Source organism: Rhodococcus sp. IEGM 1354 (genome assembly GCF_030056855.1).
Classification (GTDB): Bacteria; Actinomycetota; Actinomycetes; order Mycobacteriales; family Mycobacteriaceae; genus Rhodococcoides.
In genome coordinates, this window is the sequence record NZ_JASHKT010000001.1 from 211,260 (window position 1) to 237,836 (window position 26,577).

General features: G+C 64.8%; 21 protein-coding genes and 1 pseudogene. 12 read left to right on the top strand and 10 right to left on the bottom strand.

Going from position 1 to position 26,577, the window contains the following annotated elements; genetic code table 11:
- Positions 1 to 60: 60 nt before the first annotated feature.
- Positions 61 to 294 carry a LuxR C-terminal-related transcriptional regulator gene (locus QM588_RS01090; RefSeq protein ID WP_283310947.1) on the top strand — a complete coding sequence of 78 codons (234 nt, stop codon included), beginning with the start codon at positions 61 to 63 and terminating at the stop codon, positions 292 to 294.
- A 222-nt stretch (positions 295 to 516) separates the two neighbouring features.
- Here the strand turns inward: QM588_RS01090 and QM588_RS01095 are convergent, their stop codons facing one another.
- Both QM588_RS01095 and QM588_RS01100 read right to left on the bottom strand, forming a co-directional pair.
- Positions 517 to 1,185, bottom strand: coding sequence for an SDR family oxidoreductase (locus tag QM588_RS01095; protein ID WP_283310948.1), 669 nt, complete (start codon positions 1,183 to 1,185; stop codon positions 517 to 519).
- A 13-nt stretch (positions 1,186 to 1,198) separates the two neighbouring features.
- Complete coding sequence (locus QM588_RS01100) at positions 1,199 to 1,714, bottom strand: DinB family protein (RefSeq protein ID WP_283310949.1); 516 nt, start codon at positions 1,712 to 1,714, stop codon at positions 1,199 to 1,201.
- Positions 1,715 to 1,821: 107 nt separating this feature from the next.
- Between QM588_RS01100 and ggh the strand changes: the two genes are divergently transcribed.
- Positions 1,822 to 3,159, top strand: coding sequence for a glucosylglycerate hydrolase (gene ggh / locus QM588_RS01105; RefSeq protein ID WP_283310950.1), 1,338 nt, complete (start codon positions 1,822 to 1,824; stop codon positions 3,157 to 3,159).
- A gap of 10 nt (positions 3,160 to 3,169) precedes the next feature.
- Here the strand turns inward: ggh and QM588_RS01110 are convergent, their stop codons facing one another.
- Positions 3,170 to 3,856 (bottom strand): thioesterase domain-containing protein, encoded by a 687-nt coding sequence (locus QM588_RS01110; protein WP_283310951.1) that lies wholly within the window; start codon positions 3,854 to 3,856, stop codon positions 3,170 to 3,172.
- 140 nt (positions 3,857 to 3,996) lie between these two features.
- Complete coding sequence (locus QM588_RS01115) at positions 3,997 to 5,190, bottom strand: MFS transporter (RefSeq protein ID WP_283311766.1); 1,194 nt, start codon at positions 5,188 to 5,190, stop codon at positions 3,997 to 3,999.
- Positions 5,191 to 5,329: 139 nt separating this feature from the next.
- On the opposite strand from QM588_RS01115, the gene QM588_RS01120 reads away from it, so the two are divergent.
- Positions 5,330 to 6,211, top strand: a complete 882-nt coding sequence (locus tag QM588_RS01120; protein ID WP_283310952.1) for a LysR family transcriptional regulator — start codon at positions 5,330 to 5,332, stop codon at positions 6,209 to 6,211.
- A 68-nt stretch (positions 6,212 to 6,279) separates the two neighbouring features.
- On the opposite strand, the gene QM588_RS01125 is transcribed toward QM588_RS01120, so the two are convergent.
- Both QM588_RS01125 and QM588_RS01130 read right to left on the bottom strand, forming a co-directional pair.
- Positions 6,280 to 8,346 carry a PhoX family protein gene (locus QM588_RS01125; protein WP_283310953.1) on the bottom strand — a complete coding sequence of 689 codons (2,067 nt, stop codon included), beginning with the start codon at positions 8,344 to 8,346 and terminating at the stop codon, positions 6,280 to 6,282.
- Between the two features lie 72 nt (positions 8,347 to 8,418).
- Positions 8,419 to 9,480 carry a cellulase family glycosylhydrolase gene (locus QM588_RS01130; RefSeq protein WP_283311768.1) on the bottom strand — a complete coding sequence of 354 codons (1,062 nt, stop codon included), beginning with the start codon at positions 9,478 to 9,480 and terminating at the stop codon, positions 8,419 to 8,421.
- Between the two features lie 330 nt (positions 9,481 to 9,810).
- Here QM588_RS01130 and QM588_RS01135 point away from each other — a divergent pair, with 330 nt between their 5' ends.
- From QM588_RS01135 to QM588_RS01150, 4 genes are read left to right on the top strand one after another with little or no spacing between them, the layout of a single operon-like run.
- Positions 9,811 to 11,811: a hypothetical protein gene (locus QM588_RS01135; RefSeq protein ID WP_283310954.1), complete on the top strand. Its 2,001-nt coding sequence runs from the start codon at positions 9,811 to 9,813 to the stop codon at positions 11,809 to 11,811.
- Complete coding sequence (locus QM588_RS01140; protein WP_283310955.1) at positions 11,808 to 13,316, top strand: hypothetical protein; 1,509 nt, start codon at positions 11,808 to 11,810, stop codon at positions 13,314 to 13,316. Before QM588_RS01135 ends, QM588_RS01140 begins: the two co-directional genes overlap by 4 nt.
- Positions 13,313 to 14,818 carry a glycosyltransferase gene (locus QM588_RS01145; RefSeq protein WP_283310956.1) on the top strand — a complete coding sequence of 502 codons (1,506 nt, stop codon included), beginning with the start codon at positions 13,313 to 13,315 and terminating at the stop codon, positions 14,816 to 14,818. Before QM588_RS01140 ends, QM588_RS01145 begins: the two co-directional genes overlap by 4 nt.
- Entirely contained in the window at positions 14,815 to 16,461 is a 1,647-nt protein-coding gene (locus QM588_RS01150; RefSeq protein ID WP_283310957.1) for an ArnT family glycosyltransferase, read from the top strand. The genes QM588_RS01145 and QM588_RS01150 overlap by 4 nt, the downstream gene beginning before the upstream one ends.
- A 10-nt stretch (positions 16,462 to 16,471) precedes the next feature.
- Here the strand turns inward: QM588_RS01150 and QM588_RS01155 are convergent, their stop codons facing one another.
- The 4 genes and pseudogenes from QM588_RS01155 to QM588_RS01170 form a co-directional block, all read right to left on the bottom strand.
- Positions 16,472 to 17,200 (bottom strand): amino acid ABC transporter ATP-binding protein, encoded by a 729-nt coding sequence (locus QM588_RS01155; protein WP_174557188.1) that lies wholly within the window; start codon positions 17,198 to 17,200, stop codon positions 16,472 to 16,474.
- Positions 17,201 to 17,205: 5 nt separating this feature from the next.
- Positions 17,206 to 18,921, bottom strand: a pseudogene (locus tag QM588_RS01160) (ABC transporter substrate-binding protein/permease).
- Between the two features lie 125 nt (positions 18,922 to 19,046).
- Positions 19,047 to 19,811 carry an LLM class F420-dependent oxidoreductase gene (locus QM588_RS01165; protein WP_032367654.1) on the bottom strand — a complete coding sequence of 255 codons (765 nt, stop codon included), beginning with the start codon at positions 19,809 to 19,811 and terminating at the stop codon, positions 19,047 to 19,049.
- Positions 19,812 to 19,883: 72 nt separating this feature from the next.
- Positions 19,884 to 20,393 carry a TIGR04338 family metallohydrolase gene (locus tag QM588_RS01170; protein ID WP_283310958.1) on the bottom strand — a complete coding sequence of 170 codons (510 nt, stop codon included), beginning with the start codon at positions 20,391 to 20,393 and terminating at the stop codon, positions 19,884 to 19,886.
- 106 nt (positions 20,394 to 20,499) lie between these two features.
- On the opposite strand from QM588_RS01170, the gene QM588_RS01175 reads away from it, so the two are divergent.
- Genes QM588_RS01175 through QM588_RS01195 form a run of 5 tightly spaced genes read left to right on the top strand, consistent with a single transcriptional unit; the run spans position 20,500 to position 26,502 of the window.
- Positions 20,500 to 21,225, top strand: a complete 726-nt coding sequence (locus QM588_RS01175; RefSeq protein WP_283310959.1) for an ATP-binding cassette domain-containing protein — start codon at positions 20,500 to 20,502, stop codon at positions 21,223 to 21,225.
- Positions 21,222 to 21,983, top strand: a complete 762-nt coding sequence (locus QM588_RS01180; protein WP_283310960.1) for an ABC transporter ATP-binding protein — start codon at positions 21,222 to 21,224, stop codon at positions 21,981 to 21,983. The genes QM588_RS01175 and QM588_RS01180 overlap by 4 nt, the downstream gene beginning before the upstream one ends.
- A 17-nt stretch (positions 21,984 to 22,000) precedes the next feature.
- Complete coding sequence (locus QM588_RS01185) at positions 22,001 to 23,485, top strand: ABC transporter substrate-binding protein (protein WP_283310961.1); 1,485 nt, start codon at positions 22,001 to 22,003, stop codon at positions 23,483 to 23,485.
- A gap of 3 nt (positions 23,486 to 23,488) precedes the next feature.
- Positions 23,489 to 25,240 (top strand): ABC transporter permease subunit, encoded by a 1,752-nt coding sequence (locus QM588_RS01190; RefSeq protein WP_283310962.1) that lies wholly within the window; start codon positions 23,489 to 23,491, stop codon positions 25,238 to 25,240.
- Positions 25,237 to 26,502 carry an MDR family MFS transporter gene (locus QM588_RS01195; protein WP_283310963.1) on the top strand — a complete coding sequence of 422 codons (1,266 nt, stop codon included), beginning with the start codon at positions 25,237 to 25,239 and terminating at the stop codon, positions 26,500 to 26,502. The genes QM588_RS01190 and QM588_RS01195 overlap by 4 nt, the downstream gene beginning before the upstream one ends.
- Positions 26,503 to 26,577: the final 75 nt, after the last annotated feature.

Genomic DNA, 26,577 nt, shown 5'->3' on the forward strand with positions numbered 1-26,577 from the left:
GCACTCGGTACCAGGCCCGGCGGAGCACGGCCTACACCTACGCCCACGCGGGCTGTGCCGGTGTACGCCTCACCGGGACTGACCGCGCGTGAGATCACCGTGCTGAAGGCCTGGCTGGATTCCGACTCCAAGGTCGACGTGGGCGCACGCCTTCACATCGCGTTGGGCACCGTCAACACGCACCTGACGAGAATCCGCGACAAGTACTCGCGCGTCGGACGCGCGGCTCCTACGAAGGCTGCACTCGTCGCGCGCGCCTTGCAAGACGGCATCGTGAAACTGAACGAGCTCTGAAGCGGCTCGTCCGCGTTGCTGAAACCTGTGGATGCGTTCCCGAGCTAGTTGGCAGTCGCCGCCCCACGGACCGTAAGCGATAAATCATCCGAGTGAATGAGAAGACCCCATTCGTCCACTGGCGAGGATGAAGAAGAGGGAGATGCAGTCGGTCTTGCGAACAACGCCGGGGACAAAGCTCATGTTGTGAGCGGAAACTCGACCCCTGCTACGAATTTCCACTCACCTGGTGCGGAGCACCACTTCCGTGGGATGAGCATCGGCGGGAGTATCGATTGCGTTGCGCACTGCACGGGCAACGGTGCTGGGCTGCAAGAACTTCGAGCCGTCGTACTCCCCACCCTCGTGCGCAACGATCTCTTGCTGCATGTCGGTGTCGATGCGTCCGGGGTGCACCGAGGTGACGCGCAACGACGGCTCCTCGAGGCGCAGCGCATCGGCGAAGGCGCGGAGTGCGAACTTGCTCGCCGCGTAGGCACCCCATCCCGGGTTCGCTCGGATGCCGGCACCCGAATTGATCAGCACCACATGCCCGTTGGCTTTGCGAAGGGCTGGCAGTAGCAGTCGAGTGAGTTCGACGACGGCAATGACGTTCACCTCGTACTGATTCCGCCAATCGTCCGCCGTCGACTCTTCGACCGTCCCGAGCGCCGCTACCCCCGCGTTGTGCACCAGGACGTCCAGAGAACCGATGTTCGACGCGGCTGCGGCCACCGCGTCCGCGTCGGTCAGTTCCACCGGCCACGGGGTGGACCCGGACAGCTCCGACGCAATCGGGGCGAGGGACTCTGTGGACCGACCACCCAGCAACACGTGATGGTCCGGAGCAAGCAATCGAGCGATGTGGGCCCCGAGACCCCGGCTTGCTCCGGTCACCAGTGCAGTAGGCATGACTCCAGGCTAACTAAAAGCTCATCCCCGCCTCGGACGCCCACGCCTGGGTGGTGTTCGCACCGTCGAGTTCCTCGCGGATGATGTCTGCGTGGCCGGCGTGCTGGGAGATTTCGCGGAGGATGTGCAGAACCGTGAATCGTGCACTCTGCCATATTCTTTCGGGTGCCCACGGCGCCGTCGGGACAGGTACCGACAGGTCGAGGTCCAGTGTTTCCAAGGCCGTCGAGGTAGCGTCGGCCACCTCTTCCCATTCGGTGATGAGTCCGGCGACGGTCTCGTTCTCGGCCATCACGTACTCGCTGCCGGCGCCGGCCATGTCGAATTCGGCCGTCTCGTCCAGCTCTGCGATCACTGTCATCCAATGGCGCTCGTTGCTGATCACGTGGTGCAGCAGTCCGCCGAGGGTCAGCTCGCTCGCGGTGGTGCGGGTGCGTGCTTGTTCCTCGTTGATGCCGCGGACGGTGATGAGAAAGTTCGCGCGCTGTTCGGCGAGCATATTCTGAATGTCGGTGTTCTCGGTGGCCATCGTTTTCCTCCTGGTAGCTGGTGAAACTCACACTAGGAGCGATCGCGGACACCTTCGGTCCGCAATCCAACCGAGCAGAAATCGGCCGCCGGACGCAAACTATCTGCATGGGCGATCGCGGTTTCACTTCCACGCAGCTGGCCGCACGTGCGGCGTATCTGCTCCGAGGCAACGACCTGGGCACCATGACCAGCGCAGCACCCAGGTTGTACCCGCACATGTGGAGCTGGGACGCCGCATTCGTTTCCGTCGGCTTGGCACCGTTGAGCGTCGAGCGGGCCGTCGTGGAGATGGACACCTTGCTCTCGGCGCAATGGAAGAACGGGATGATTCCGCACATCGTGTTCGCCAACGGTGTCGACGGTTACTTTCCCGGCCCCGCGCGATGGGCCACCGGAACGCTGGCGACCCACGCTCCGATGAGTCCGCAGACTTCCGGAATCACCCAACCGCCCGTCCACGCGATCGCCGTGCAGCGCATCCTCGATCACTCCAAGCGCCACGGCCGCACGACGCGAGCGGTGGCGGAGGAGTTCCTCGATCGCCGCTGGGGTGATCTGGTGCGGTGGCATCGTTGGCTCGCCCAGGCCCGCGACGTCGACGACAACGGACGCATCGCGCTGTTCCACGGCTGGGAGTCCGGCATGGACAATTCGCCGCGATGGGATTCGGCCTACGCCAATGTGGTTGCCGGAGAGATGGATCCGTATTTCCGCGAGGACAAGGCGGTCATCACCGACTCGTCTCAGCGGCCCAGCAATCTCGAGTACGACCGCTACATCTGGTTGGTGGAGGAGATGAAACAGGTCGGCTACGACGACGATGCGTTGAAGACCAAGATGAGCTTCGCCGTCGAGGACGTGTTCGTCAGTGCCATCTTCGCCGTCGCGTGCGACGTCCTCGCCACCATCGGGGAGGACCACTCGCGGCCGCGCTCGGATGTGCGCGAATTGCGCGGGTGGGCGGACAAGTTCCGCAAGGGAGTCATCGCGACCACCGACACGCGTTCGGGCGGGGCACGAGATTTCGATCTGCGGACGGGTCAGTGGATCGGCACCGAGACCATTGCCATGTTCGCGCCGCTGCTGTGCGGCGGACTGCCGCGCGAGCAGGAGCGCAATCTCATTCGAATCTTCGAGGGCACCCGGTTCTGCGGTCATCCGGATCTGCGGTACGCGGTACCGCCGTCGACGTCCCCGGTGTCGAAGGACTTCCGCGCTCGCGAGTACTGGCGTGGACCGGTGTGGCCGGTGATGACCTGGCTGTTCTCGTGGGCTTTCGCACGCCGTGGGTGGTCGGAGCGATCACTGACTCTGCGAGACGAGGGTCTGCGCCAGGCGAGTGACGGTAGCTTCGCCGAGTACTACGAGCCGTTCACCGGCAAGCCGCTCGGCAGCATGCAGCAGTCCTGGACGGCCGCCGCCGTGCTGGATTGGCTCGGATGAGCCGGAGGGGTCAGCCGAGGTAGCTGTCGACCAACGGGCCGACGACGTCGAACGAGGTGGCGTCGGGCACGAGGTACTTGGCGATCGTGCCGCAGACGAAGGGGTGCCACGCGGAACCGGAGTCGGTTCCAATCGAGGACACGGCGAGTATGTCACCGAAGTAGATGCCCGGCAGGTGCCGCTGCGCGAGTTCGTCGTTGTGCGAGGCAACGGCGAGCAACTCTTCGGCGTGGCTGCGATCGATCTCGTCGCCCATGGTTCCGAGCAGGTCGGCGCTGTCGGCGCTGGACCGAACGGGGTCGCTGTCGAGCAACGTCAGTGCACCGACGGTGACGCCGCGACTCTGCAGCTCGACGGCGATGGCGTGCGCGAGTACTCCACCGAAGGACGTGCCCAGCAGGTGTACGGCCCCGTCGGTCTGGATGCGAACGATGTCGTCGGCGTACTGCGAGGCCAAGGCGGCCAGGGACTCCGCGAGCTCTCCCGACGTCGGGACCTGGACGCCGTAGATGGGACGTGCGTCGTCGACGTGTGCTGCAAGCTCCGCATAGCAGTCGACCAGCCCGACGAGGGGGTGGATGCAGAACACCGGGTCGAGGTGGCCGGCCGTACGGATCGGTGCGATGGTCGGCACCGCGTAATCGGACGGGTCGAGTTCCGTGAGAGCCACGTGGATGCGATCGTTCACGACAGTCATGGGTGCGCCTCCGAGCCAAGAGAAGTAGTTCGTGTTTCTATGGTTTGTTCGTGCCGACTCTGGGTATGTCGCCGTCGGCAGCGTGAGTGTTACCCACGTCTCATCGAGAACGACTCAACCACGTCTCGGAACAGAACGCATTAGTGACTGTTCACCATCGTCGGCTCGGACCCACCGGGCGTCCCGCAGGTGTCTTCCCGCCGTTGACGGGCGTCCACCTGCAGATCCAGCAGCCAGACCAGCAGTGCGGCAATGGCGAACACGGCCCCCGCAGCGCACACTCCCGTCCACTCGAAATGCTTCCAAGCCAACGTTCCGACGGCAGATCCTGCTGAGGCACCCACGAAGTACGTCGTCATGTAGACGGAGTTGATTCGGGCGCGAGCAGCCGGTTCGAGGGCGTAGACGATGTGTTGGTTGCTCACGTGCACGCCCTGCAGAGCCAGGTCGAGGAGTACGAATGCGACCACGAACACCACCCAGTAACGGCCGCCCACGGCGAACATCGGCCAGAGTGCGATCAACAGAACCGCACAGGTTCCGCTGGCCCATTGCACCAGTCCGCGGTCTGCGAGTCGGCCCGCGACCGAGGCCATCAGAGCGCCGCCGACACCGGCTAATCCGATCAGTCCGATCTGGACGGCACCGAAACCGAATCTCGACGACAGCAACAGCGTCATCGTCGCGAACACCGTGCTCACCGACGCGAAGCCGAGACCGCCGAGCGCCGCACGTGTTCGAAGCCTGGGGTGGGTGCGCACCAGCCGAACCATCGACACCAGCGCCGAGCCGTAGGTGACGTCCGCCGTCACGGTGTTGCGTGGCAGCACCCGCCACAGGCCGGCCGCGGCGACCAGCATCAACACTGCTGCCACGCGGTAGACGCCCTGCCACCCCGTCACCGACGACAGCAGCCCCGAGATGCTGCGTGCCAGCAGAATGCCCGTCAGCAACCCGCCCATGACCACTCCGACGATGCGTCCGGATTGCTCCGGGTGTGCCATCGACGCGGCAAACGGCACGATCACCTGCGCCGCCACCGAGAACAGTCCAGCGATCGCGGTGCCGACGAGGAGCCAGGACAGGGCGGGGGCGAATCCGGTGATCGCCTGACCCGTCGCAGCGAGAATCATCAGTCCGACGCTCAACCTGCGGCGATCGACGACGTCGCCGAGGGGCACGATGAGCAGCAGACCGAGGGCGTAGGAAATCTGTGCGACGGTCACCGAGGTGGCTGCGGCTGTCTCGGACACGTCGAATTCGGTGGAGATGAGGTCGAGCAGTGGTTGGTTGAGGTAGTTGCCGCCGGCCGAGAGCCCGGTGGCGACAGCCATCAGGGCGACGACCGGGGTGCTCACGCCGGTGCGCGAGGTGCTTGCTGTCTTCACTTGGACAAGGGTGCTCGTTGTGCATCCAGCTGTCCAATAGAACGTTTCGCACGATCGATTGTCGAAACAGATAGAATTGTGAATCGTGGAACTCAGACACATCCGGTACGCCGTTGCGGTCGCCGAAGAGCAGCACTTCGGACGCGCAGCGGCTCGGCTACGAGTCGCTCAATCGGCGTTGAGCAGCCAGATCAAAGACCTGGAAAAAGAGCTGGGCGTGGAACTGTTCGCTCGCACGAGCCGAAGTGTCACCATCACCCCGGCCGGACAGATCTTTGTCGAACGCGCGCACAGCGTGCTCGGTGCCGTGTCCCGACTGGTGGCCGACGTCGCGCCCGATCCCGCGACCGCCATCAGGCGGCTGCGAATCGGCATGATCGCGCCTCTCGCCCGTGTCGACCTGGCCGCAGTGGTCGGCCGCATCTCCCAGCGATTTCCCAACACGTCGGTGACGTTGCTGCCGCGCCCGAGCGCCGACGTTCTCGACGGCATCGCACGCGGTGACCTCGATCTCGGAATCATCGGACTCGCGCCCGGACGCCCGCATCCCGGATTGGCGGTTACCGCCCTGTGGACGGAGCCACTGTCACTGTTCGTCGGCCCCGATCATCCCTGGGCCCAGAGGGATTCGATCCGGCTGGCGGACCTGTCCGAGACGACGATGATCGACCGGCCGGCGGGAAGCGAGGCCAGACTGCAATCCGATCATGCATTCACCCGCTCGTCGGTTCCTCGTGGACACATTCTGGAGGCCGATTCGGCCGACCTCATCGGTCAACTCACCGCAGCAGGGTTGGGTGTGACGCTGCTGCCGTCGTCCTTGGCGTCGATCCTCCCCGGGTTGCACATGATCGACGTCATCGATGCACCGACCCGAACGGTGTCGGTGGTGACCAACCCCGACCACGCGAATGCCGTGATCGCCGCGGTGGTCGAGGATTTGATCGCGTCGTCGGTGGCGCAGTGAACACGGCCCGACGCCCGTAGCCGAGTTGGTCGACTACGGGCATCGTGGCTCTGTCGAAACAGCCAGGGCTATGCGGACTTCCACACCGCGACGATGGACGGCCGCGGCTGCGTGTCGCCACCGTCGGGCCAGTGCGAGATCGGAGCGTCGGCGGTGGCGTCGTCGCTTTCACCCGGGTGCTGGACGCAGACCATGACGCGCTCGTCGGTGACGATGGGGCCGCAGGTCTCGCCGCCGGCGGGGACCGTCAGGAACTGACGTGTCTCGCCGCGACGGGGGCCGTCGAGCACCACGGCGAACAGGCCGTCGTTGGAGTCGAGGGCGTTTCCGTCGGTCGAGACCCACAGGTTGCCCTTCGAGTCGAACGCCAGATTGTCGGGGCACGAGATGGGGCTGACCTGACTCTTGTCGAATCCGCCGAAGTACGTGTCGGCCTCGTTCGGATCACCGCAGACCAACAACAGGTTCCACGTGAACGACGTACCGGCGTGGTCGTCGTCGAGTTCGAGTACCTGCCCGTTCTTGTTCTTGTTGCGGGGATTGGCCTCGTCGGCAGCCGCCTTGCCCTCGGTGCCGCGGTTGGAGTTGTTGGTCAGTGCGACGTACACCTTGCCGGTCACCGGGTTCGGTTCGAAGTCTTCGGGGCGATCCATCTTGGTTGCGCCCACGGCGTCACCCGCCTGACGGGTGAACACGGCGACTTCCTCGGCCGACATACCGTCGACGAGAGACTTGCCGCGGCCGTCCTCGCCGGTTTCGAGCAATGGAATCCACGTTCCGCTGCCACGGAATTCACCGTTGGAGGGCAGCGTGCCCGAGCCGTCGATCTCGTCGGGCGTATCACCGGTGAGGCTGGCGACGTACAGCGTGCCGGCGTCGAGCAAGGTCAGGTTGTTGCGCATCGCGGCCTGGCCGGTGCCGGGCATCATCTTTCGGCTCGAGACGAACTTGTACATGTAGTCGAAGCGCTCGTCGTCGCCGCTGTACGCGACCACCGTGCCGTCGTCGGTGACGTGGATGGTCGCGGCCTCGTGCTTGAACCGGCCGAGAGCGGTGTGCTTGATCGGTGCCGACTGCGGATCCCAGGGATTCACCTCGACGATGTAGCCGAATCGGTTGACCTCGTTGGGTTCTTGCGCCAGATCGAATCGCTTGTCGAAGCGCTCCCACTTACGTTCGCTGGCACCGCCTTCGACGCCGTAGCGCGACAGGCGCTTGGCCACAGTCGCATCCGTGACGCTTTCGGCATTGGCGAAGTACTGGTTGAAGTTCTCCTCGCCGGAGAGCACCGTTCCCCACGGGGTGAGGCCGCCGGAGCAGTTGTTGAACGTGCCGAACACCTTGGTGCCGGTGGGGTCCACGCTGGTCTTGAGGAAGTTGCTGCCCGCAGCGGGGCCGGTGACCAGGAACTCGGTGGTACCGGTGATGCGCCGGTTGTACTGGCCCATAGCGGGGGTGAGCTTGCCGGTGCCCGATTCGCCCTGCACCTGCACCACGGAAAGGCCGTGTGCCGCAAGGGCTACGTCGAACTGCTCGCGGGTGGGGTTCTCCGCGTCGTAGCCCTTGAACATTGCCGGTTCCGTGCTGTACTCGTGGTTGACCACCAACAGATGGGCGTTGGGCGTGCCCTCGATCGGCAGCAGGCCGGCGAAGTCGTTGTTGAAACCGAACTGCTTCTCCTGCGCCGCGCCGGTCTGCTTGTCGAAGTCGAAGGCCGGTGCGCCCGCGACGACGGCGTCGCCCCACCGTATGACGATGCCCTGCTCGTAACCGTCGGGAACGACGACGGCGTCCTCGGTGTTCGGTTCCACTGCAACGAAATCCACGCCGTCGACGGGCGGGGTGTCGGTGCCCGAGGTGCCGGACGCGCCAGTGGTTCCGCTCCCGGTCGCAGCAGGCTCATCGGTCGAACATGCGGCCAGCGCGCTACCCGCGCCGACAGCGAGTACGGCCATGGCCCCGCCCTTGATGACGCCGCGCCGCGACATCGCAGTCTTGACGATGTCGCCGAAGTACTGGCCCTTCGACGTATTGGGAATCTCGTGGAAACAGGCATCGCCGCACTTGTACTTGCAGGTCAACGATGATCGTTTGGAGCTTCCGTCGTGAACGGCGAACAGGGGCAGTGGCTTCATGTCACGGCACGCTGTCACCCAAAAGCGAAAGTAAAGGAACGTTCAGGTGAAGTTGGGGAGAACGAGGTTGCCCTAACGTCCGATCGTCTGCCACAGCGGATCGGCCGGTCCGATGTCGTAAGTGCAGTCCGTGGGCCGCGGATCCGGTACGAAAGCCCACAACAGCGCCCCTGCTGTACCAGCGGTACGCTGGCCGTCGATCTTCGCGACAATACCGGCTGCTCGAGAATCGACATCGCCACATGAACCGGCGAGTTGGCCGATCTCCCCGACCAACAGAGGTTTGCCCACCGCGGCGCTCTGAGTGATCCGCCGCTGCAACCCGTTCCACTGATCTCCGGGCAACGGCACGCCGTCAGCACCGTAATCGTGGTACTGCAACACATCGACGAAGGGCGACTGGGCGAGGTACTCGTACTCGTCACCCTGGCTTCCGCACTGGCCTCCGCCGGTGAGGCCCGCTGTGATCACAGTGCGAGGATCGACGGAGCGGAGCTGTTGTCCTGCAGTGTCGAAGAACGAGCGAAGCACCTCTGCAGCACCGGCCGTACACGTTCGGCTGGACCAGGAGCACGACGCATCCGTGCACGAACTCGTCTCCGGTTCACCGACCAGCTCCCACGCAGCCAACGCCGACGAGTCCTTCCACCGATTCGCAGCGGTGAGCATCCATTGCTGGAAGCTGATCTTCGCGGTCGAGCTGGGCGTGCCGGGGGCCGTCGTCCAGCCGTCGACGTACCACTGCCTGTCTTTGAAGACGTTTCCCTCGCACGCCCCGTCCTGGGGTGACAGCACCGGTACGAGGAGTTGATCGTGAGCCTCGGCGGCGGCGAAGACCGCATCCATCGGCCCGAAGTCGAGGGCACCGGTGAATCGGTTGATCGCCAATGCCTGAAAGGCGTCGAACCGGGTCAGCGAATGTGGAGGAAGCGCCTCGAAGTAACTGTCCAGGTCCACCATCGCCCCGCATCCGGCATTGACCGACCAATCGGTGGCGAGTTGGTAGGCGTTGAACCCGGTCGGCCACCACGGTCGACCGTCGAGTGCGAGACCATCAGTGCTCGCGGAGACACGAGCGCCGGCAACAGGTGCCGCCGTGGCGGTCTCGGCCATGCCCGGTACGACCGTCGACATCAGGACAGCACCGAGAACGCACTGAAGGACTTTCGACGCGATGCGCATCGCCGTAATGGTAGACGCGGATGCGGAGATTCCGAAGCCGTCGATGACGAACGGCTTCACCGAATTCGACTTCGTGCCAGAGGAAATTGTCGGCTGTTGATCGACCGAATCGACTAAGAGCGAACTGAATCGCCGTTACAATCGGAGAAACCGAATTCGACGGCGGATTTCGGCGCTGTTTACATGCTGTGAGTATCGTGATCCGACTGCGAAAGTCCTGCGCGCCAACAAGTAGCGCTATTGTCTTAACTTTCCGTTCATTTCGAAGACTGGACATTTCTCATGCGAATCGTGCGCGCTGCGTCTGTGACAGCTCTCGCCGTGGTCCCGATATTGCTTCCGGTGACCACAGCGTCGGCGCAACCCGGCGATCCGGACCGACCCACTGCTGCAAGCGCAGACGAGCTGTCTCGTTTCACCTTTCCCGAGTTGGGCTTGGGGCAGTCCACCACGGTCGACCTGACAGGACCGCGTACGAGGGTGACGGTGCCATCTCCTGCGGGGGCCGTTCCGTCGACCCTGAACGCGGTGCTGACCACGCCCGCATGGCTCGATCGCGGGTGGGTCGACGTCGAATCGGACGGGCGTCCGATCACTCGTATCGCCCTCGACGGCGCTGCCCCGACCACTCCGGTGTCGATTCCGCTGGCCGCTACGCGAACGGTCGACGGAGTGATTCCACTCGATCTGATCCCTTCCGTCATTCCCGACGATCGTTACTGCCCCGATCCCGATTCGGACGCGGTCCGATTGATCGATGCGACCGTCGACTACGCGGGAGTGCCGGCCGTCCCGGGGACCATAGCGGATTTCCTACCGGTGCTGCTGCGCAAATTGACGCTGTTCGTGCCCGCCGCGCCTGACCGCGAAACGATTACCGCAGCAACAATTGTGGCCACATCCGTGGTACACCACTACGGCGCGCAGCCGGTCCAGGTGGTAGTGCGCCCGGACAGCGAGCTTCAAGGGGCGGTACCCGACGGCTCGTTCGAGAGATCGATCGTGCTGACGAAGAACTCCGACGCCGGTGCCGAGTTGATCTACCCCGTCGAGCAGGCTCCCCCACGGTTGTACCTCGCCGGTACGGGATCGGATCTCACCGATCAAGCCCGGTTGATCACCAGTGATCTCTCCCAAATCGCAATCGGCACCTCGGCATTGGCCGGACCGGACGCACCACAGGCTCGACTCGCACCCGATTCGATCACCCTCGACGACCTCGGAATCGGAACCGTTTCCGGCACAGGAAGTTCCACGGCGACCGCATCTGTCGACATCGATCAGACGCGACTCGGACGATCGGCCGGGAACATGTCCGTGCACCTGATCGGCAGCTACACCCCGGGTGCCGGATCTGTGCGAGCCTCGGTCGACGGATCGCCACTCGAAGTCTGGGAGGCCGACGACACCGGCCGTCTCGATCGATGGATCGACATCCCGGATTCCGCACTCTCCCGCGTGGGGACTCTCGATGTTTCCGTCGACCATCCGTCGGCCTCCTCCGGCAGCTCCTGCGCTTCCGCCGCCGAAACGACTGTCACCCTGGCCGGTTCGACGCTCGTGCGATCCACCGATTCTTTGTCACCGGTGCCACTGGGATGGCGGTCGATGCCGCAGGCCTTGATGCCGCAGTTCGACATAGCTCTCGCCGACGAGTCCTACGCCGGAGTTGTCCGGGCTGTCACCCTCGCGATCGGCTTGCAGCGGCTGTCGAGCTTGCCGCTCGATCCCGAGGTCGTATCGATGGACCAGGCGCTCGACGGTAGCGCACCAGCCGTCGTGATTTCGCCCGTCGCAGAGCTTCCGGACTCGGTGACGCTGCCGCTGTCCTCGGTCGACGAGACGACCTTCCGAATCACGGACCCCGAGGCCGCGGGCGGTGCTACCGAGCTCACGGTGGATATCGCCGAGCCCTTGGCGACGATGCAGGTCACGTCGGTGCGCAGCAACGCCGTCCTCGTGGCGTCGTGGAATTCGGCACCGGACGAGCTCGACGGCATGTTGTCCTGGCTCGATGCCGATCCGGCGCGGTGGTTCGCGCTGGACGGCGATATCCTGTTCGCCGCGCAGAACACGGAGCCGATGTCGTTGTCCAGCAGTGCATTGTCCGGAGCAGACGGCGCGGCGGCGGCCACCGACGACGGGACCTCCGATCGGATGGTGGTGGTCGTCGTCGGAGTCGGCCTGGCGGTACTTGCACTCGGCGGCGTCGCGGCACTCGTGTTCACCGTCCGATCACGTCGTTCGGCGCGCGATCCGGGTCGACACAGCGGCTCGCAATGAGCGAGGACGGGCAGCTGCCGCGGTCTTTCACGCGGTTCAGGTTGTCTCGCGGCCCAATCGCCGTTCTGGTATTTCGGTGGTCCGTTCTGGTCGTCTGCGTGGTGGTGGCTTTCTTCTCCACCTGGGTGCGGCTTGCCCAGGAGGCGGCCGACGGTGCCATCACCGCATATGTTTTCGTGCTGCCGCTGCTGGCAGTGGTTGCGGCTCAGGGGGTGGCGCGGCGACGAGCCGACGAATTGCCCATCCACGACCGCCAGACCGACAACATAGTGGGCGGCATCGCGTTGTTGGTTTCCATCGCGATCAAAGCGCTGTGGCTACCCCGGTACGCAGACCAGTACGAACTAGCCCACTTGGATGTGTTGGCTGCGCTTGCCTTCTTCTTCGGCGGGGCGATTCTGATGTTCGGGCTGCGGCCGGTCGGACGATTCTGGTCTGTGTGGCTGTTGCTGTTGGCGTTGAGTCCGCTGGGCTACCGGTTGGTCGCCATCGGATTCGGTGGGAGCAGGTTTGCGTATGCGGCGGTGATGGTGCTGCTGGCCGGCATCGCAGGTGCCATTGCCGTCGGCCGAACTGCACGTCGGGGTTGGCTGGGCTTCGGATGCACGGTGTCGACCGGATTCGTCGTCGCCGCAGTCATGTTGGCCATGTGGCCGCAGGTCGACATCGTCTGGTTGCAGCTCGTCCCGACCGTCGGCGCAGCCGCGGTCACGGGAGGTGCCTTCTATGTCGTGGCCCGTCGCGGTCGGTTCGACGCCCGGCAGCCGCGCCGGGTCGGGTCGCTCACGGCGAAGTGGTCGCCGAGCTCGAAGGCTGTTGCGATCGTTGCTGCGGTAGTCCTGTTCTTCGTTCCTCTGCCCGGTCGAATGGAGTTGTCGTCGGTTGCGGGACCACCGGGACCGGTATCCGAGCCACTCGTGCCACCCGTTGGCTTCACCCGAACCGACATGCAGGAATTCGACTGGGTGCGGGCATTTTTCGGGCAGTCGTCGTCGTTGGTTCGACAAACCATGCGAGCAGACGTCGGAAATCCCGCATGGGATGTTCGTGGGCGGCCACGGACGGTGGTGGTCGACGTGTTGTCCACTGCGAATCGGGCCAGTCTTGCTGTGTACCCGGAGAGCACGCTCTATCGGCTCTCCAACACCCGTACGAGCCATCCGCTGCGTATCGATCTCGGTCGCGGAGTGACGGGCTCCTTGTACACCTCCGTCAGTGACGCTCTGTTGCTCACCTGGACGAAGCTCGTATTCGATTGGGAACGAGGCGATGTGGCGCAGCGCGTAACCATCATCAGCGTCGACAACCACGATGCCGATGCCGAGTTCCCACAACCGAAGCCCTCGATGGCGTCGAATCTCGGAACTGCAATCGGGACGTTTCTGCGTGGAAATGCGGTGTCCGTCGACGACGATCCGGAGTACAAGGATCTCGAACTGCTGACCACCTTCGGGACCGGGTTGCTTCGCCAGCAGTGGCGCTCCGGGGACGGTTCGGCGAGATGAACGATCCTCGGAGTTCGCGGCCGTCGCCGCCCCGCGTCGGCACCGAAACGGCAGAGTTCAAAGCGGCGGCGCTCGACGATGCCATCAACGGGCTCGCTGTCCGAAATCCGTTGGCTTCGGCTGCGATTGCTTTCGTGCCATGGCAGAAGTACACGGCGATCGTGGCTGCGGTGCTCCTCGTTGCCTGTGTGGTGTTCGCCCCGATCGGGACTCTGCTCGCGGTCACGGTTCTCTGCACCATCGGATATCTCCTGGCCATGATCGACCGCCTCCTGCTGTTCTCCCGCGGTCTCGACGCTGCCGCAATCGTCACCGTGACCGACGAGCAGGCGCGAGCGATTCCCGACGATCGGTTGCCGCTGTACACGATTCTGGTTCCGGCGTACGACGAGCCCGAGGTGGTGGGTGACCTCATCGCGGCGATGACGGGTCTGGACTATCCAGCCGAGAAGCTGCAGGTCCTGTTGCTGCTCGAAGAGGACGACGACGTCACCATCGAGGCCGCTGCGCGCAGCGGCGTCAGCGATCTCGTCGACGTCGTGCTGGTGCCTGCCGGCGATCCCCGCACCAAGCCGAAAGCCTGCAACTACGGCCTGCATTTCGCGACCGGGTCGATCGTGACGATTTTCGATGCCGAGGATCTGCCCGAGCAATTGCAGCTGCGTCGTGTCGTGGCGGCATTCGAGCGGCTGCCCGACACCGTGGCCTGTGTTCAGGCAAAGCTGGCGTTCCACAACGGTTCTCAGAATCTGCTGACCGGATGGTTCACCGCGGACTATGCACTGTGGTTCGGATACCTGCTACCGGGTCTGATGGCCAGCACGTCGCCGATCCCCCTCGGCGGAACCTCCAATCATCTTCGGCGCGATGTCATCGACGAGGTCGGTGCCTGGGACGGGTTCAACGTCACCGAGGATGCCGACCTGGGTGTCCGAATCGCGGCCTCGGGCTATTCCACGGCGGTGTTGGACTCGACCACCCTCGAAGAGGCGAACAGCGATCCGATCAACTGGGTACGCCAGCGGTCCCGTTGGTACAAAGGCTATTTGCAGACCTGGCTGGTGCACATGCGCAGGCCGCTCGCGACCGTTCGCGTGCTGGGACCGGTGGGCACCTACAGATTCACCCTGCTACTCGCGGGAACGCCCATCACCGCGTGCATCAACATGGTTTTCTGGTTCACCACGGCAGCGTGGATTCTCGGCCAGCCGACGCTGATTGCGCAACTCTTCCCGCCGTACATCTACTACTTCTCGTTGTTGTCTCTGGTGGTGGGCAACATCGCCACGATCTACATGTACTTGATCGCAAGCAGGGAGAGCGACAACGCCTACCTGTTGGTTCCGAGCCTCACGATGCCCCTGTACTGGGTGATGATGAGCGTGGCGTCCATCAAGGGCTGTTGGCAGTTGGTACGTAATCCGTCCTACTGGGAGAAAACCTTTCACGGCCTGTCCGGACCCGCGCCGGAGACCGGCCCCAGCGAGGAGCACACCCCATGACGTCGCGGACCCCAGCGGTCGTGTTCGGTACCGCTCTGGCGGGCTACCTGGCGGTGGGACTGACTCTGAGCATGCGGTTCGGCTACATGCTGGGGGATGCGCTGTCGCGAACCTCGGCCGCGCAGGCGGTGTTGCTCAGCCGGGATCCGCACGTCTCTGCCATCGGGTTCATCTTCACGCCGTTGACCGCGCTGGCACAATTGCCGATTGTCGCCTTCGCATCCTGGTGGCCGGGTATCACCCGGTGGAACATCTCGGGTATCGCCGTGTCGGCTGTGTTCATGGCCGGTGCAGTGGTGATGATCCACGGAATCTGCCGAGACCGTGGACTTCCCGGTCGTTACTGCCTACTGGTCACGGCGTTGTTCGCGGTCAATCCGATGATCGTCTTCTACGGAGCCAACGGCATGAGCGAGGCCGGGTTCCTGTTCTGTATGTGCTGGGCGGTGCGGCGATTGATTCGATGGGTCGGCACCGACGATGTGCACGATCTCGTTCTGGTCGGCATCGCTCTGGCTCTAGCCTTCCTCACCCGCTACGAGGGTGTCGTCCCGATAGCGCTCACCGCGGTGCTCGTGGCGGCCGTCACGGTACTCCGCCGGGGTCGAGTGCATTGGAAAGAGATGCGGCGCAGAGCAATTCTCGATGCTGTACTCGTTGCCGGCCCCGGTGCGGCAGCGTTCCTGGTCTGGATCACCACGAGCTGGTTGATCACCGGCGAAGCGCTCGCGCAGCTGTCGTCCAGCTACGGCAACGCCGCGATTCTGGCCCAGTCCGGTGGGTCCAGTGGAGACTTGCTGAGCACCGGCCTGTTCTCCCTCGCTGCAATGATTGCCTTGGGGCCGACGTTGGCGGTGTCTCTGCCGCTCGCGACGGTACTGGCGATACGTCGCCGGGATCTGGAGTTCTCGGTTGCCCCCGTGCTTCTGGGCGGGGTGCTCGCATTTCAGGCCGCGAGCTACATCACCGGCTCCACGTTCGGCTTTCTGAGATTCTTCGTGTGCGCCATTCCTCTGGCCGCTGTGGTTGCGGTGCAACTGTTTCCGGCCGGTCCAGACCTGGCCACCCGACGAGCGGGTGCGTACCGAAGGCACCGCCCGGCTTTGCCTGCCCTGCGTTCTGTTGCCGCGGCCGGGGTCGTCCTCCTCTGTGCACTCGGTCTTCCGGTCACCGGGTGGGCGATGATGCAGCCGTCGTTGTCGAGTCAGCAGTACGCGCTCGGGGCGCTCTTCGACCGAAATCCCTCGGCCGACGACCCTCGGGCTGTGGCAGCGCGGCGAATCATCGACTCGTTCTCCACCGAACGCCGACTCGCCTCGTATCTCGACAGTCAGGATCTACCCGAGGGCTCGATCCTGGTCGACACCGTCTACGGGTTTGCCGTCGTGGCGGCGTCGGAGCACCCGACCCGGTTCGTGATTCCTTCCGATCTGGACTTCACCAAGATTCTCAACGACCCGGCATCCGGAGGCGTGCGATATCTGCTGACCGTGCCGAACGAGGGCCGCGGGGTATCCGATGCGATCAACCGGCGGTACCCCACCATCTACGACAACGGCGCAGAACTGTATCCACTCGTTCTCGAAGTACCGAACGACGGTGCCGATCAACCGAACTGGCGCCTGTATCAGGTGCCCGGCTGACCGGTCGTCGCTACAGCACCTGCGAGAGAAACGTCTTCAGTCGATCGGTGTGCGGGTCGTCGAAGAGTTGCTCCGGTGTACCGGTTTCGACGGCGCTGCCGTGATCCATGAACAGGACCTTGTTCGACACCGACCGAGCGAAGCCCATTTCGTGGGTCACCACGACCATCGTCATGCCGCCCTTGGCGAGGTCGGCCATCAACGCCAGCACTCCCTTGACCAATTCCGGGTCCAGCGCGGAGGTGGCCTCGTCGAAGAACATCACCTCGGGCTTCATCGCGAGTGCTCGTGCGATGGCGACGCGTTGCTGTTGGCCACCCGAGAGGTTGCCGGGACGCGAGTCCGCCTTGTTGGCCAGGCCCACCAGTTCGAGCTGCTCCATCGCGGCCGCGCGCGCCGCATCCTTATTGAGCCCCAGCAGCTTCTGCGGGCCCAGCGCGATGTTGTCGGCGACGGTCTTGTGCGGGAACAGGTTGAAGTGCTGGAACACCATTCCGATCCGCTGACGAAGTTCGTCGGGGTTGTCCTTCAGCACCGACTTACCGTCGAGCAGGATGTCGCCCTGCTCGGGCTCGTGCAGGCGATTGAGGGCCCGCAGCAGCGTGGACTTACCCGAGCCCGAGGGCCCGATGACGGTGGTGGTCTTACCTGCGTCGACATGCAGGCTCACCCCACGCAGAACCTTGTTGGTGCCGAACGACAGGTGAATGTCCTTGCCGGTCAGAGAAACTGAAGTCACGTCGGCTACCTCTCCACCACGATGGATGTTTCGACGGGACCGAGGGTGCCCGAGGTGTCGGCCTTACCGGACCGCAGGCGTCGGTCGATGTAGTTGACCAGGTGCGTCAGCGGGATGGTCAGGATGAGATAGAACAATCCCGCGGCCAGCAGCGGCGAGAGATTGCCGGTCTGGGCGGCGGTGTCCTGGCCGACGCGGAACAATTCTCGTTGCGAGGCAAGCAGACCCAGGAAGTAGATCAGCGAGCTGTCCTTGATCAACGAGATGAACTGGTTGACGATCGCGGGCAGCACGCGCCGGATGCCCTGCGGTACGACCACCAGGTTCATGGACCGGCGGTAGCTGAAACCCAGTGCGCGGGAGGCTTCGAGCTGACCGGAGTCGACGCTCTGAATGCCGGAGCGGAAGATCTCACCGAAGTAGGCCGCTGCCATCAACGACAGCGCCAGGATGCCCAACGGGAACGGGCTTCTGCTGCCGGTGAATTGGGTCAGCGTCGGGCCGAACCCGAGGCCGATGAGCAGGATGACCACGGCGGCGGGTAGTCCACGAAAGATGTCCGTGTACACCCGCGCCGGCCACCGGAGCCAGCGGGTGCGGGAGATACCCGCAACCGCCAGCCCGAGTCCGATCACGGTACCGATCACTCCCGACGAGACCGCCAGAATGAGGGTGTTCGGCAATCCGACCGTGACCAGTTTGGGAATGGTCTCGCCGATCAGTTCCCAATCGAAGAACGTGTCGTACAGATTCGACAGAGTGCTCATGAGGTACGAGTGCCCTTACGACGCCGGCAGAACGGACGCCTTGCTGCCCGGCTTCCAGTCGGCGGGGACCTCACGGTCCGGGTACCACTGCTTCTCGAGCGTGCTCCAGGTGCCGTCGTCGACCACTGCATCGAGGCCGGCGTTCAGCGCGTCGATCAAGGGCTGGTTGTCCTTGGCGACGGCGTACGCGGTGAAGTTGGTGGTGTTGATGGTCTTCTCCAGGATGGAGACACCGTCCTCGGTCTTGACCTGACCGGTTGCCTGCTGCGACGGTGCGACCCAGGCGTCGACCTGACCGGACTTCACGTTCGCGTACGCGGTGTTGTAGTCCGGGAACCGCACCGGCTCGATGCCGAGGGTGTTGGTGACGTAGTCGTCCTGCACGGTGCCCTGCACCACGGCGATGCGCTGATCGGCGTTCAACTCGGCGATCGTCTTGATCGAGTAGTCGTTCTTCGCGACCAAGGCCATCTCGCCGAAGTCGTAACCGTTGGTGAAGCCGACGGTCTGACGACGGGCGTCCGTGGTCGAGATGGACGACGAACCGGCGTCGTAGACCTTGTTGTCGACCGCTGCGAGCAGGCCCGAGAACTCGGTCGCCGAGAATTCGACGGTGAGGTTCAGCTTGGCCGCGACGGCTTTGAGCAGCTCGTTGTCGAAGCCGGTGAAGTTGCCTGCGTCGTCGATGAAGATGTTCGGCGGCGCGTCCGACAGGGTGCCGACGTACAACGTCCCCGGCTTGATCAGACCGAGGTTCGCGGTGTCGATCTGATCGAGCGCGGTGACGCTGTCGGTCGTGTACTTGTCCAGCGAGGCCTGGTCGGAACCGGCCAGAGCGTTCTCACCGGTGCCACCCGAGCTTCCGTCGGAACACGCGACGGCTCCGAGCGTGAGTGCGAGCGTCGCAGCAACTGCTGCGATGGCACGGCCTCGTAAACGACGTGTGTTCAAGATGGAGCTCCTAGGTGCAATCGGGAGGGACGAACGAGGCTATCGTGCCGATGGAGGCACACGACAATCACATTGCAGTTGTATGAAGCAACCCGCTTGTTCCCGAAATTCCCTCACCTCAATCGCGTCTAGCGGTGTGCGTCCCGCCACGCGATGGCCTCGCCCAGTTCGGTGAGGTCGTAATCCGGTCCCCCGGTACCGACCGTGAACAGCGTGGCACCGGCGTCGACGAAGTCCTGAGCGGTGTCCGCGCCCGGCCACGAGACCGAGCGGGTGATGCCCGAGGTGTCCCGCCCGACGGTGGTGCCGTGCTCGGCGAGGATCTCGGATTTACGCTTCAGCGCATCGAGGTCGGCGAAGCTGTGCCAGATGTGGGCGTACTCGGCCACGAGCTTGAGAGTCTTCTTCTCACCGCCGCCGCCGATGAGGATCGGGATGTCGCGCGTCGGGGCCGGGTTACCGACGTCGAGGCGGTGCCGGATCCGGCCGAGGCTCTCCTTGAGCAAAGCCAGACGTGAACCGGCGGTACCGAATTCGTAACCGAAGTTGTCGTAGTCCTTCTCGTTCCACCCGGCACCGATGCCGAGAATCAGTCGGCCGCCGCTGATGTGGTCGACGGTGCGCGCCATGTCTGCCAGCAGGTCGGGGTTGCGGTACCCACCTCCGGTGACGAGGGCGCCGATCTCCACGTTCGACGTCTGCTCGGCCCAGGCCCCGAGCATCGTCCAGCACTCGAAGTGGGCACCGTCGAGGTCGCCGTACAGCGGATAGAAGTGGTCCCAGTTGAAGACGATGTCGACCCCCGCGTCTTCGGACCGCAGCACCGCGTCGCGGATCAGCTGATAGTCGGGTGCGTGCTGGGGCTGAAGCTGAACACCGATCTTGACGGTCATGTACGTCTCCTCGTCGTGTGGGCTGTCTCACCCATGATGCACCTCGTTTCCCGCGATGCACGTCGACCGAGATCAGCCGACTCGTACCCCGCTCTCGGCCATCATCGCCCTGAGGACGAACCCGGCCTCGGAGCCGACGATGTCGGCGACCAACGTGATGTAGCGATCGACGAACGCTCCGCCGTGCTGTTGCTCGTCCTCGTCACCGAAGTGGTGAGCCAGTTCGTGCAGCACCACCAGTTCGCGCAGCGCCCAGGCCCGATTGCCCTGATGCAGGGGTACCGCGATGGTCGCGGCGTCGCGTTCGTAGTGGGCGGCACCCGATCCGGATCTGGCCCGAACGGTCACCGTCCGACCGGCGTCGGGCCACGTAGTCGCGATCCAGTCCAGCGCCAGCACCGCATCGACGTAGCTCTGCACGGATTTCAACGAGGCGAACTTCCGCTCGATCGGCAGCGTGATCTGTGAGCCCAACACCGTCACGACGCGGTTCTCGCGCTCCTCGGCTCGATCGAACATGATGCGCACCATCTGTTCGGCGTCGTATACCGCCGACCGCTGCGCATCCCTCGGTCTGCTCACTCGTCCAGCTTAAGCAGGTCGAGTTGTTTCCGTACCGGCGCTCGCCTATGGTTCAAGTGACAACGATTGTCGAAGTCATTCCCACTTCCAGGCTCAGGAGTTCGTCGTGCTCGTCGTCGAGAATCTCCGCATCGACGCCGGACGCACCCGCATCGTCGACGGCGTCTCGTTCGAGATACCCACGGGTCGACGCGTCGGCCTGCTGGGCGCCTCGGGTTCGGGCAAGTCCTCCATCGCCTCGGCTCTGGTCGGATACCTCCCGCCGGGCATCACGTGTGCCGGTCGCGTCGTCGTCGACGGCCACGATGTCGCCGGTGTTCCGACCCCGCAGCGGCCGCGCACCGCGCGTCCGGCGATGGTCTTCCAGGACTCCGCGACGGCGCTCAACCCGATGGTCACCGTCGGCGGGCAACTACGCACGCCCGACGCCGCCACGCTGCTCGCGCGAGTGGGTCTGCACGACACCGCGCGTGTGCTGGCCTCGCACCCACTCGAACTCTCGGGCGGCCAGCGTCAACGAGTCTGCATCGCAATGGCATTGGCGCGCGAGAGCTCGCTGGTGATCGCCGACGAACCGACGACGGCACTGGACGTCCTGAGTCAGGCGCGCGTTCTCGACGCTCTGCGGCAGGTGCCGTCGCTGCTGCTGATCACCCACGACATCGCCGTCGCCGCGCAGTTGTGCGACCACCTGCTGGTTCTCGATTCCGGAAGAATCATCGAATCCGGTTCCACTGCAACGGTACTCAAGAACCCTCGCTCGGATCGAACGCGACAGATGATCGACGTGGCTCGGGCGGCTGATCCGTTCCGGCAGCTGGTTGCGTCGTGACCGTGGAGGAGCCGACCGGTTTGGTGGCCACGGCAGTCACGCGACAGTACGACCGGCACGGCACGTCGCACACGGCTCTGAATTCCGTCACGTTCGCAGTGCCGCCGACCGGGCGGATTGCCGTCGTCGGTGAATCCGGTTCCGGCAAAACGACACTGCTGCGCCTGCTGCTGGCCGTCGATGCCCCGAGCGGCGGAAAGATCGTGCTCGACGGACAGACCGTCCGACCCGGATCGGCCAGATCGCTGCGGTGGTTCCGCCGTCGCGTGCAGTACATTCCGCAGGATCCGGCAACCAGTCTCGACCCGCGCCGCAGCGTCCTCGACCTCGTCGCTACTCCGCTACGCCTGCTCGGTATCGAGGGTGATCGCCGAGCCAGGGCCACCGGCGCATTGTCTGCCGTCGGGCTCGATGCGCACTTCCTGGCTCGCCGTCCGGCCGAGCTGTCCGGCGGACAGAAACAGCGAGTCGCCATCGCCCGAGCTGTGGCCTGCGCGCCGCACTATCTGTTGGCGGACGAGCCGGTCAGTGGACTCGATCCCGACCTCAGAGAGCAGGTGCTCGATGTTCTTGCCGGCCTACCGGGTGCGCTGCTGATCGTCAGCCACGACCTGTCGGCCGTCGCACGGCTCTGCACCGAGGTATCGGTGATGCAGGAGGGTCGCATCGTCGAAACAGGGTCCGTCCGCGACGTTCTCACCCGGCCCGAGCACCAACACACCCGAGATCTGATCGACGCCGTCCCTCGGCTCACGTAAGAACAACAGGAGTTACATTGACCAGCAACATGTTTCGCATCGGCGCGCTCGCAGCAGTGGGCACGCTGACGCTCACCGGGTGCTTTTCCTCCAGTTCCGCCACCTCCGACGACGGCGAGAACCGCGTGCGCGTCGCAATGCTGCAGCCACCTCGATCGGGGCTGTCCCAGTTCAGTGACGACGCCTTCAAGCTTTCGCGCTGGTCCACGGCCGAGACGTTGATCGTTCTCGATGATCTCGGTGAAGCCGAGCCAGGCCTGGCCACCGCGTGGAACCGCGTCGACGACCGCACCTGGAACTTCGACATCAGGCCGGACGTCACGTTCCACAACGGTGCCTCGCTCGACGCAGCGGCCGTCGTGACCGCACTGACTGCAGCCACCCAGTCGGCACCCAAGCCGCGCATCCTCGACGGTGTCGACATGACGGTGACCGCAACCGACGCCGACAGCGTTGCCGTGACCACTGCCGACGTCGATCCCCTGATACCCCAACGACTGTCGAGCCCGCAGCTGGCCATCCTGGCACCCGAGGCGTACTCGACGGGCAGCAGCAACCCCATCGGAACCGGCACCGGGCCCTTCGTGCTGAAGGCGGTGAACGGTACGTCCACGGCCACTCTCGACCGCAACGAGAACTACTGGGGTGAGCCGGCGAAGATCTCCGGTATCGACGTCGACTTCGTGCCCGACGGTACGGCCCGGGCCGCGGCGCTGCGCAACGGCACAGCCGATGTGGTGGAAGCGATTCCGGTGTCGCAGGCTGCCAACGTCGACCAGGCGTTGGTACACGAGGTGCCCATGCCGCGCACCAACACGCTGTACCTGAACACCGCGTCCGGGGTCTTCGCGGATCCGGCGATGCGCGCCGCGGCACGCGAGTCCATCGACCGCGACCGCCTGGTCGACCAGGTGTACGAGGGCCGCGCCGACGCCGCGAACGGACTGCTCGGCCCGGCTCTGCCGTGGGCCGCCGATCGACCGGCCCGTACGCAGGCTCCGGCCGGCGACGCCGCAGGAAAGAAGATCACCCTCGCCACGTTCACGGACCGAGCCGAACTCCCCGAGGTCGCGGTGCTGCTGCAGCAGGAGCTCGAAGCCAAGGGCTTCGTCGTCGAACAGGTCGTGCGCGAATATCAGTTCATCGAAACCGATGCTCTCGCCGGCGCTTTCGATGCGTTCATCCTCTCCCGCGCCACCGTGCTCGACTCCGGAGACCCGGCCGCGTACATGTACTCCGACTTCGCCTGCGAGGGATCGTTCAACATCTCGCAATTCTGCGACCCGCAGGTCGACACCGCGCTCGCCGATGCCGCAGCCACCGATCCCGGCGACGCTCGCCGCACCGCGATCCTCGACGCCGAAAAACTGATCCTCGAAAAAGACGCCGCGGTTCCGCTGCTGCACGAACGCGTCATCCAGGGAGAATCCGAGAACGTGACCGGCGTGGCCCGCGATCCACGCGAGCGGACGCTGATCACCAACCAGACCGCCTTCGAGTAGGCAGTGAGAACGACTGCCTCACGGCTGCTCTCGGTAGCGGGCGTCGTACTGCTCGTCGGGATGCTGCCGTGGTTGTCCGACCGAGACCCCGCACTGAGCATTCTGCGGGCGCGCTCGGCCGAGCAAGAAGCGACGCCCGAGGCCCTCGCGGCCATCCGCAACGACCTCGGTCTCGACGCCGGGCCGCTACGGACCTTCTGGAACTGGCTCACCGGCCTCGCGTCGGGCAACCCCGGAACATCCTGGAACACCGGCAAACCCGTACTGCCCGGTGCACTCGAGGCACTGTCCGTCTCGCTGACCCTGATGGGTTTCGCGATGGCCGTCGCGCTCGTCACCGCCGCGCTCGTCGTCCTGCCGAGCATGCGGGCCGGGCTGCGCGGCACCCCGAAACGCACCGGCGGCAGCATTGCGGCCGCGCTGACGTCTCTGCCGGAGTTCCTGCTGGCATCGGTACTGGTGGTCGTCGGAGCGGTGTGGTTGTCGTTTCCGGCGTACGGGTGGAACGGGCCGGAATATGCGGTGCTACCCGCACTGGCACTAGGCCTTCCAGCGGGTGGCTTGATCGGTCGACTCCTCGCCGACGCGGTAGCCGTCACCTTCACCGAGGGATGGGTGATCACGTGGACGGTGGCAGGGTTCTCGCGGCGGCAGATCGCCGTCGCTGTGTTGCGCCGCGCCGTCCCCGGACTTGCGTCGCAGGTCGGTTTGATCATGGTGGCCATGACGGGCGGCGCAGTGGCCGTCGAAAAGGTCTTCGCCATACCGGGATTGGGACGATCGACTCTCGGTGACGCGCAGTCGCAGGACCTGCCTGCCCTGCAGATCGACATCCTGTTGTTGCTGGCCGTCAGTGCCGCCCTCGGTATCGCGGCGGAACTGTTACGCCGTCTACTGCTCGGCAGTGCACTGCACGAGAAGGCCATGCCGATTCCAGCCGGGGTGTTCCACCCCTCGTCGCGTCGGTGGATCGTCCCGATAGCAGCCGCATCGATGCTCGCGGTCATGGTTCTGGTGGGGCTGCCACGAGACGGCCAGATCACCACCCGTGAGAAGTTCGCTCGACCATCGTCGACGTTCCCGTTCGGAACCGACGCGTCCGGCCGCGACCTGCTCGCCCGAGTGGCGGACGGGGCTGTGCGATCGATCGGACTGTCGCTGGCAGTCACGCTGGCGGCCCTGTTCGTCGGGGTGCTGCTGGGGCTGATTCCCCGAGCGACCCGAGGGCTCGTGGAGGTCACCAATGCCGCTCCGCCCGTCGTGACCGGCATCCTCATCGCCGCGATCTGGGGTCCAAGTGCCGGCGGGGCGGCTGTCGCGGTCCTGATCGTGACGTGGGCTCCACTCGCCGCGCACACCGCGGCACTCGTCGACGAGGCGCGAGCGCAGCCCTACATCTCCATCCTGCCGACACTCGGTGCCGGTAACGGTCGAATCCTGTTCGGATCCATCGTTCGCGGAGTGCTGCCTGCCGTGTTCCGGCACGCCATGATCCGACTGCCCGGGGTCGCTCTGGCACTCGCCGCCCTCGGGTTTCTGGGCCTCGGTCCGCAACCTCCGACCGCGGATTGGGGACTGATCCTGTCCGACGGGGTAGCCGCCGTCGAGCGAGCACCATGGGTCGCGGCAGCACCGCTGGCGTCGTTGATCGCACTGGCCGTCCTCGCCGTCTCCGTTGCCAGCGCGACGTCGGGGCGGGTGAGAACGACCGGTAGCGTTGACGGCAAAGTCGATGTAGGAGGGCGCGTTACATGAGTTCGAGGACCGACAAGTCGCCGACGCGGTGGCGGTGGTCGTTTCTCGTCGACCTCGGGCGCGCCACGCCCACGGTGCGGTTGCTGGTTCTCACCCAGATGACGTTCAACATCGGCTTTTTCATGGTGTTGCCGTATCTGTCGGTGCATCTGACGTCCGATCTGGGACTCGGAGCGGCACTCGTCGGCGTCGTCCTCGGTATCCGAACGTTCTCGCAGCAGGGCCTGTTCTTCGTGGGCGGCACCCTCGCCGATCGGTGGGGCATCAAGCCGGTGGTCCTCGTCGGCTGTGTCCTGCGAGTACTGGGGTTCCTGGGCCTGGCTGTGTTCGATTCTCTCGCCGGTGTCGTCGCCGCGACGGTATTGGTCGGGTTCGCGGCTGCATTGTTCTCTCCCGCAGTGGAATCCGCGATCGCCATCGAGGCCGGTAAGAGCGAACGCAGCGGCGGCGCCACCCGGGTTCAGACCTTCGCGCTGTTGTCGGTGTGCAATCAGATCGGATCGTTCACCGGCCCGCTCATCGGATCTCTGCTGTTGTTGGCCGACTTCCGAATCGCATGTCTGACGGCCGCAGTCATCTTCGTACTCGTCATCGCCGCGCACATCAGATGGCTACCGCGCGAGCCCGGCGAACACCGCGACGATCCGTGGCTCTCGGGCTGGACCGACGTGATCCGCAATCGCACCTTCGTGCTGTTCGCCGTCGCCATGAGCGCGCAGTTGGTGGCCTACAACCAGCTGTATCTACTGCTCCCCCTCGAGGTCGAACGGGCCTGGGGATCCCAGACGGTACTCGGCTGGTTCTTCGCAATCTCCGCAGTACTCGTCGTAACGACACAACTACCGATCACCCGACGCGTCGCCGCGGTCTCGCCGCGCATCACGCTGCCGATCGGATTTGCCGTCATGGCAGTCTCTTTCGCCCTGGTGGCGGTCCTCAGCCCGCTGGAGCTGACCGGGCTCGTCGGCCTCGTTCCGGCCGCCCTGTTCGTGCTGCTGCTGGCGCTGGGTCAGATGATCGCGATGCCGCAGGCCCGGGATCTGGTGCCGCTCATGGCTGCCGAACGCCGACTCGGCTCCTACTACGGATTCATGGCCTCGCTCGGTGGGATCGGGGTACTCATCGGCTCGATCGCCGTGGGAGCGGTGATCGACGCCTCGCCCGATACCGGCTGGGGAGCAGCAATCCCATGGCTGGTCGCTGCCCTGTTCCCCATCGCCAGTGTCATCGGCCTGCGAATCGTGTTGGCTCGACTCGACTGAGTTGGTTCTGGTGTCGCCGGCTTCTGTCGGCCGCCCGCATTTTCCCGCCCCTTTCTTCCGCCCCCATCCCGCCGT

Excerpts from the sequence above, each read along its gene's own strand:
- QM588_RS01095 (WP_283310948.1), bottom strand. The coding sequence starts at position 1,185 with ATGCCTACTGCACTGGTGACCGGAGCAAGCCGGGGTCTCGGGGCCCAC.
- QM588_RS01100 (WP_283310949.1), bottom strand. The coding sequence starts at position 1,714 with ATGGCCACCGAGAACACCGACATTCAGAATATGCTCGCCGAACAGCGC.
- ggh (WP_283310950.1), top strand. The coding sequence starts at position 1,822 with ATGGGCGATCGCGGTTTCACTTCCACGCAGCTGGCCGCACGTGCGGCG.
- QM588_RS01110 (WP_283310951.1), bottom strand. The coding sequence starts at position 3,856 with ATGACTGTCGTGAACGATCGCATCCACGTGGCTCTCACGGAACTCGAC.
- QM588_RS01115 (WP_283311766.1), bottom strand. The coding sequence starts at position 5,190 with ATGGCTGTCGCCACCGGGCTCTCGGCCGGCGGCAACTACCTCAACCAA.
- QM588_RS01125 (WP_283310953.1), bottom strand. The coding sequence starts at position 8,346 with ATGAAGCCACTGCCCCTGTTCGCCGTTCACGACGGAAGCTCCAAACGA.
- QM588_RS01130 (WP_283311768.1), bottom strand. The coding sequence starts at position 9,480 with ATGTCGACGGTCGTACCGGGCATGGCCGAGACCGCCACGGCGGCACCT.
- QM588_RS01135 (WP_283310954.1), top strand. The coding sequence starts at position 9,811 with ATGCGAATCGTGCGCGCTGCGTCTGTGACAGCTCTCGCCGTGGTCCCG.
- QM588_RS01140 (WP_283310955.1), top strand. The coding sequence starts at position 11,808 with ATGAGCGAGGACGGGCAGCTGCCGCGGTCTTTCACGCGGTTCAGGTTG.
- QM588_RS01145 (WP_283310956.1), top strand. The coding sequence starts at position 13,313 with ATGAACGATCCTCGGAGTTCGCGGCCGTCGCCGCCCCGCGTCGGCACC.
- QM588_RS01150 (WP_283310957.1), top strand. The coding sequence starts at position 14,815 with ATGACGTCGCGGACCCCAGCGGTCGTGTTCGGTACCGCTCTGGCGGGC.
- QM588_RS01165 (WP_032367654.1), bottom strand. The coding sequence starts at position 19,811 with ATGACCGTCAAGATCGGTGTTCAGCTTCAGCCCCAGCACGCACCCGAC.
- QM588_RS01195 (WP_283310963.1), top strand. The coding sequence starts at position 25,237 with ATGAGTTCGAGGACCGACAAGTCGCCGACGCGGTGGCGGTGGTCGTTT.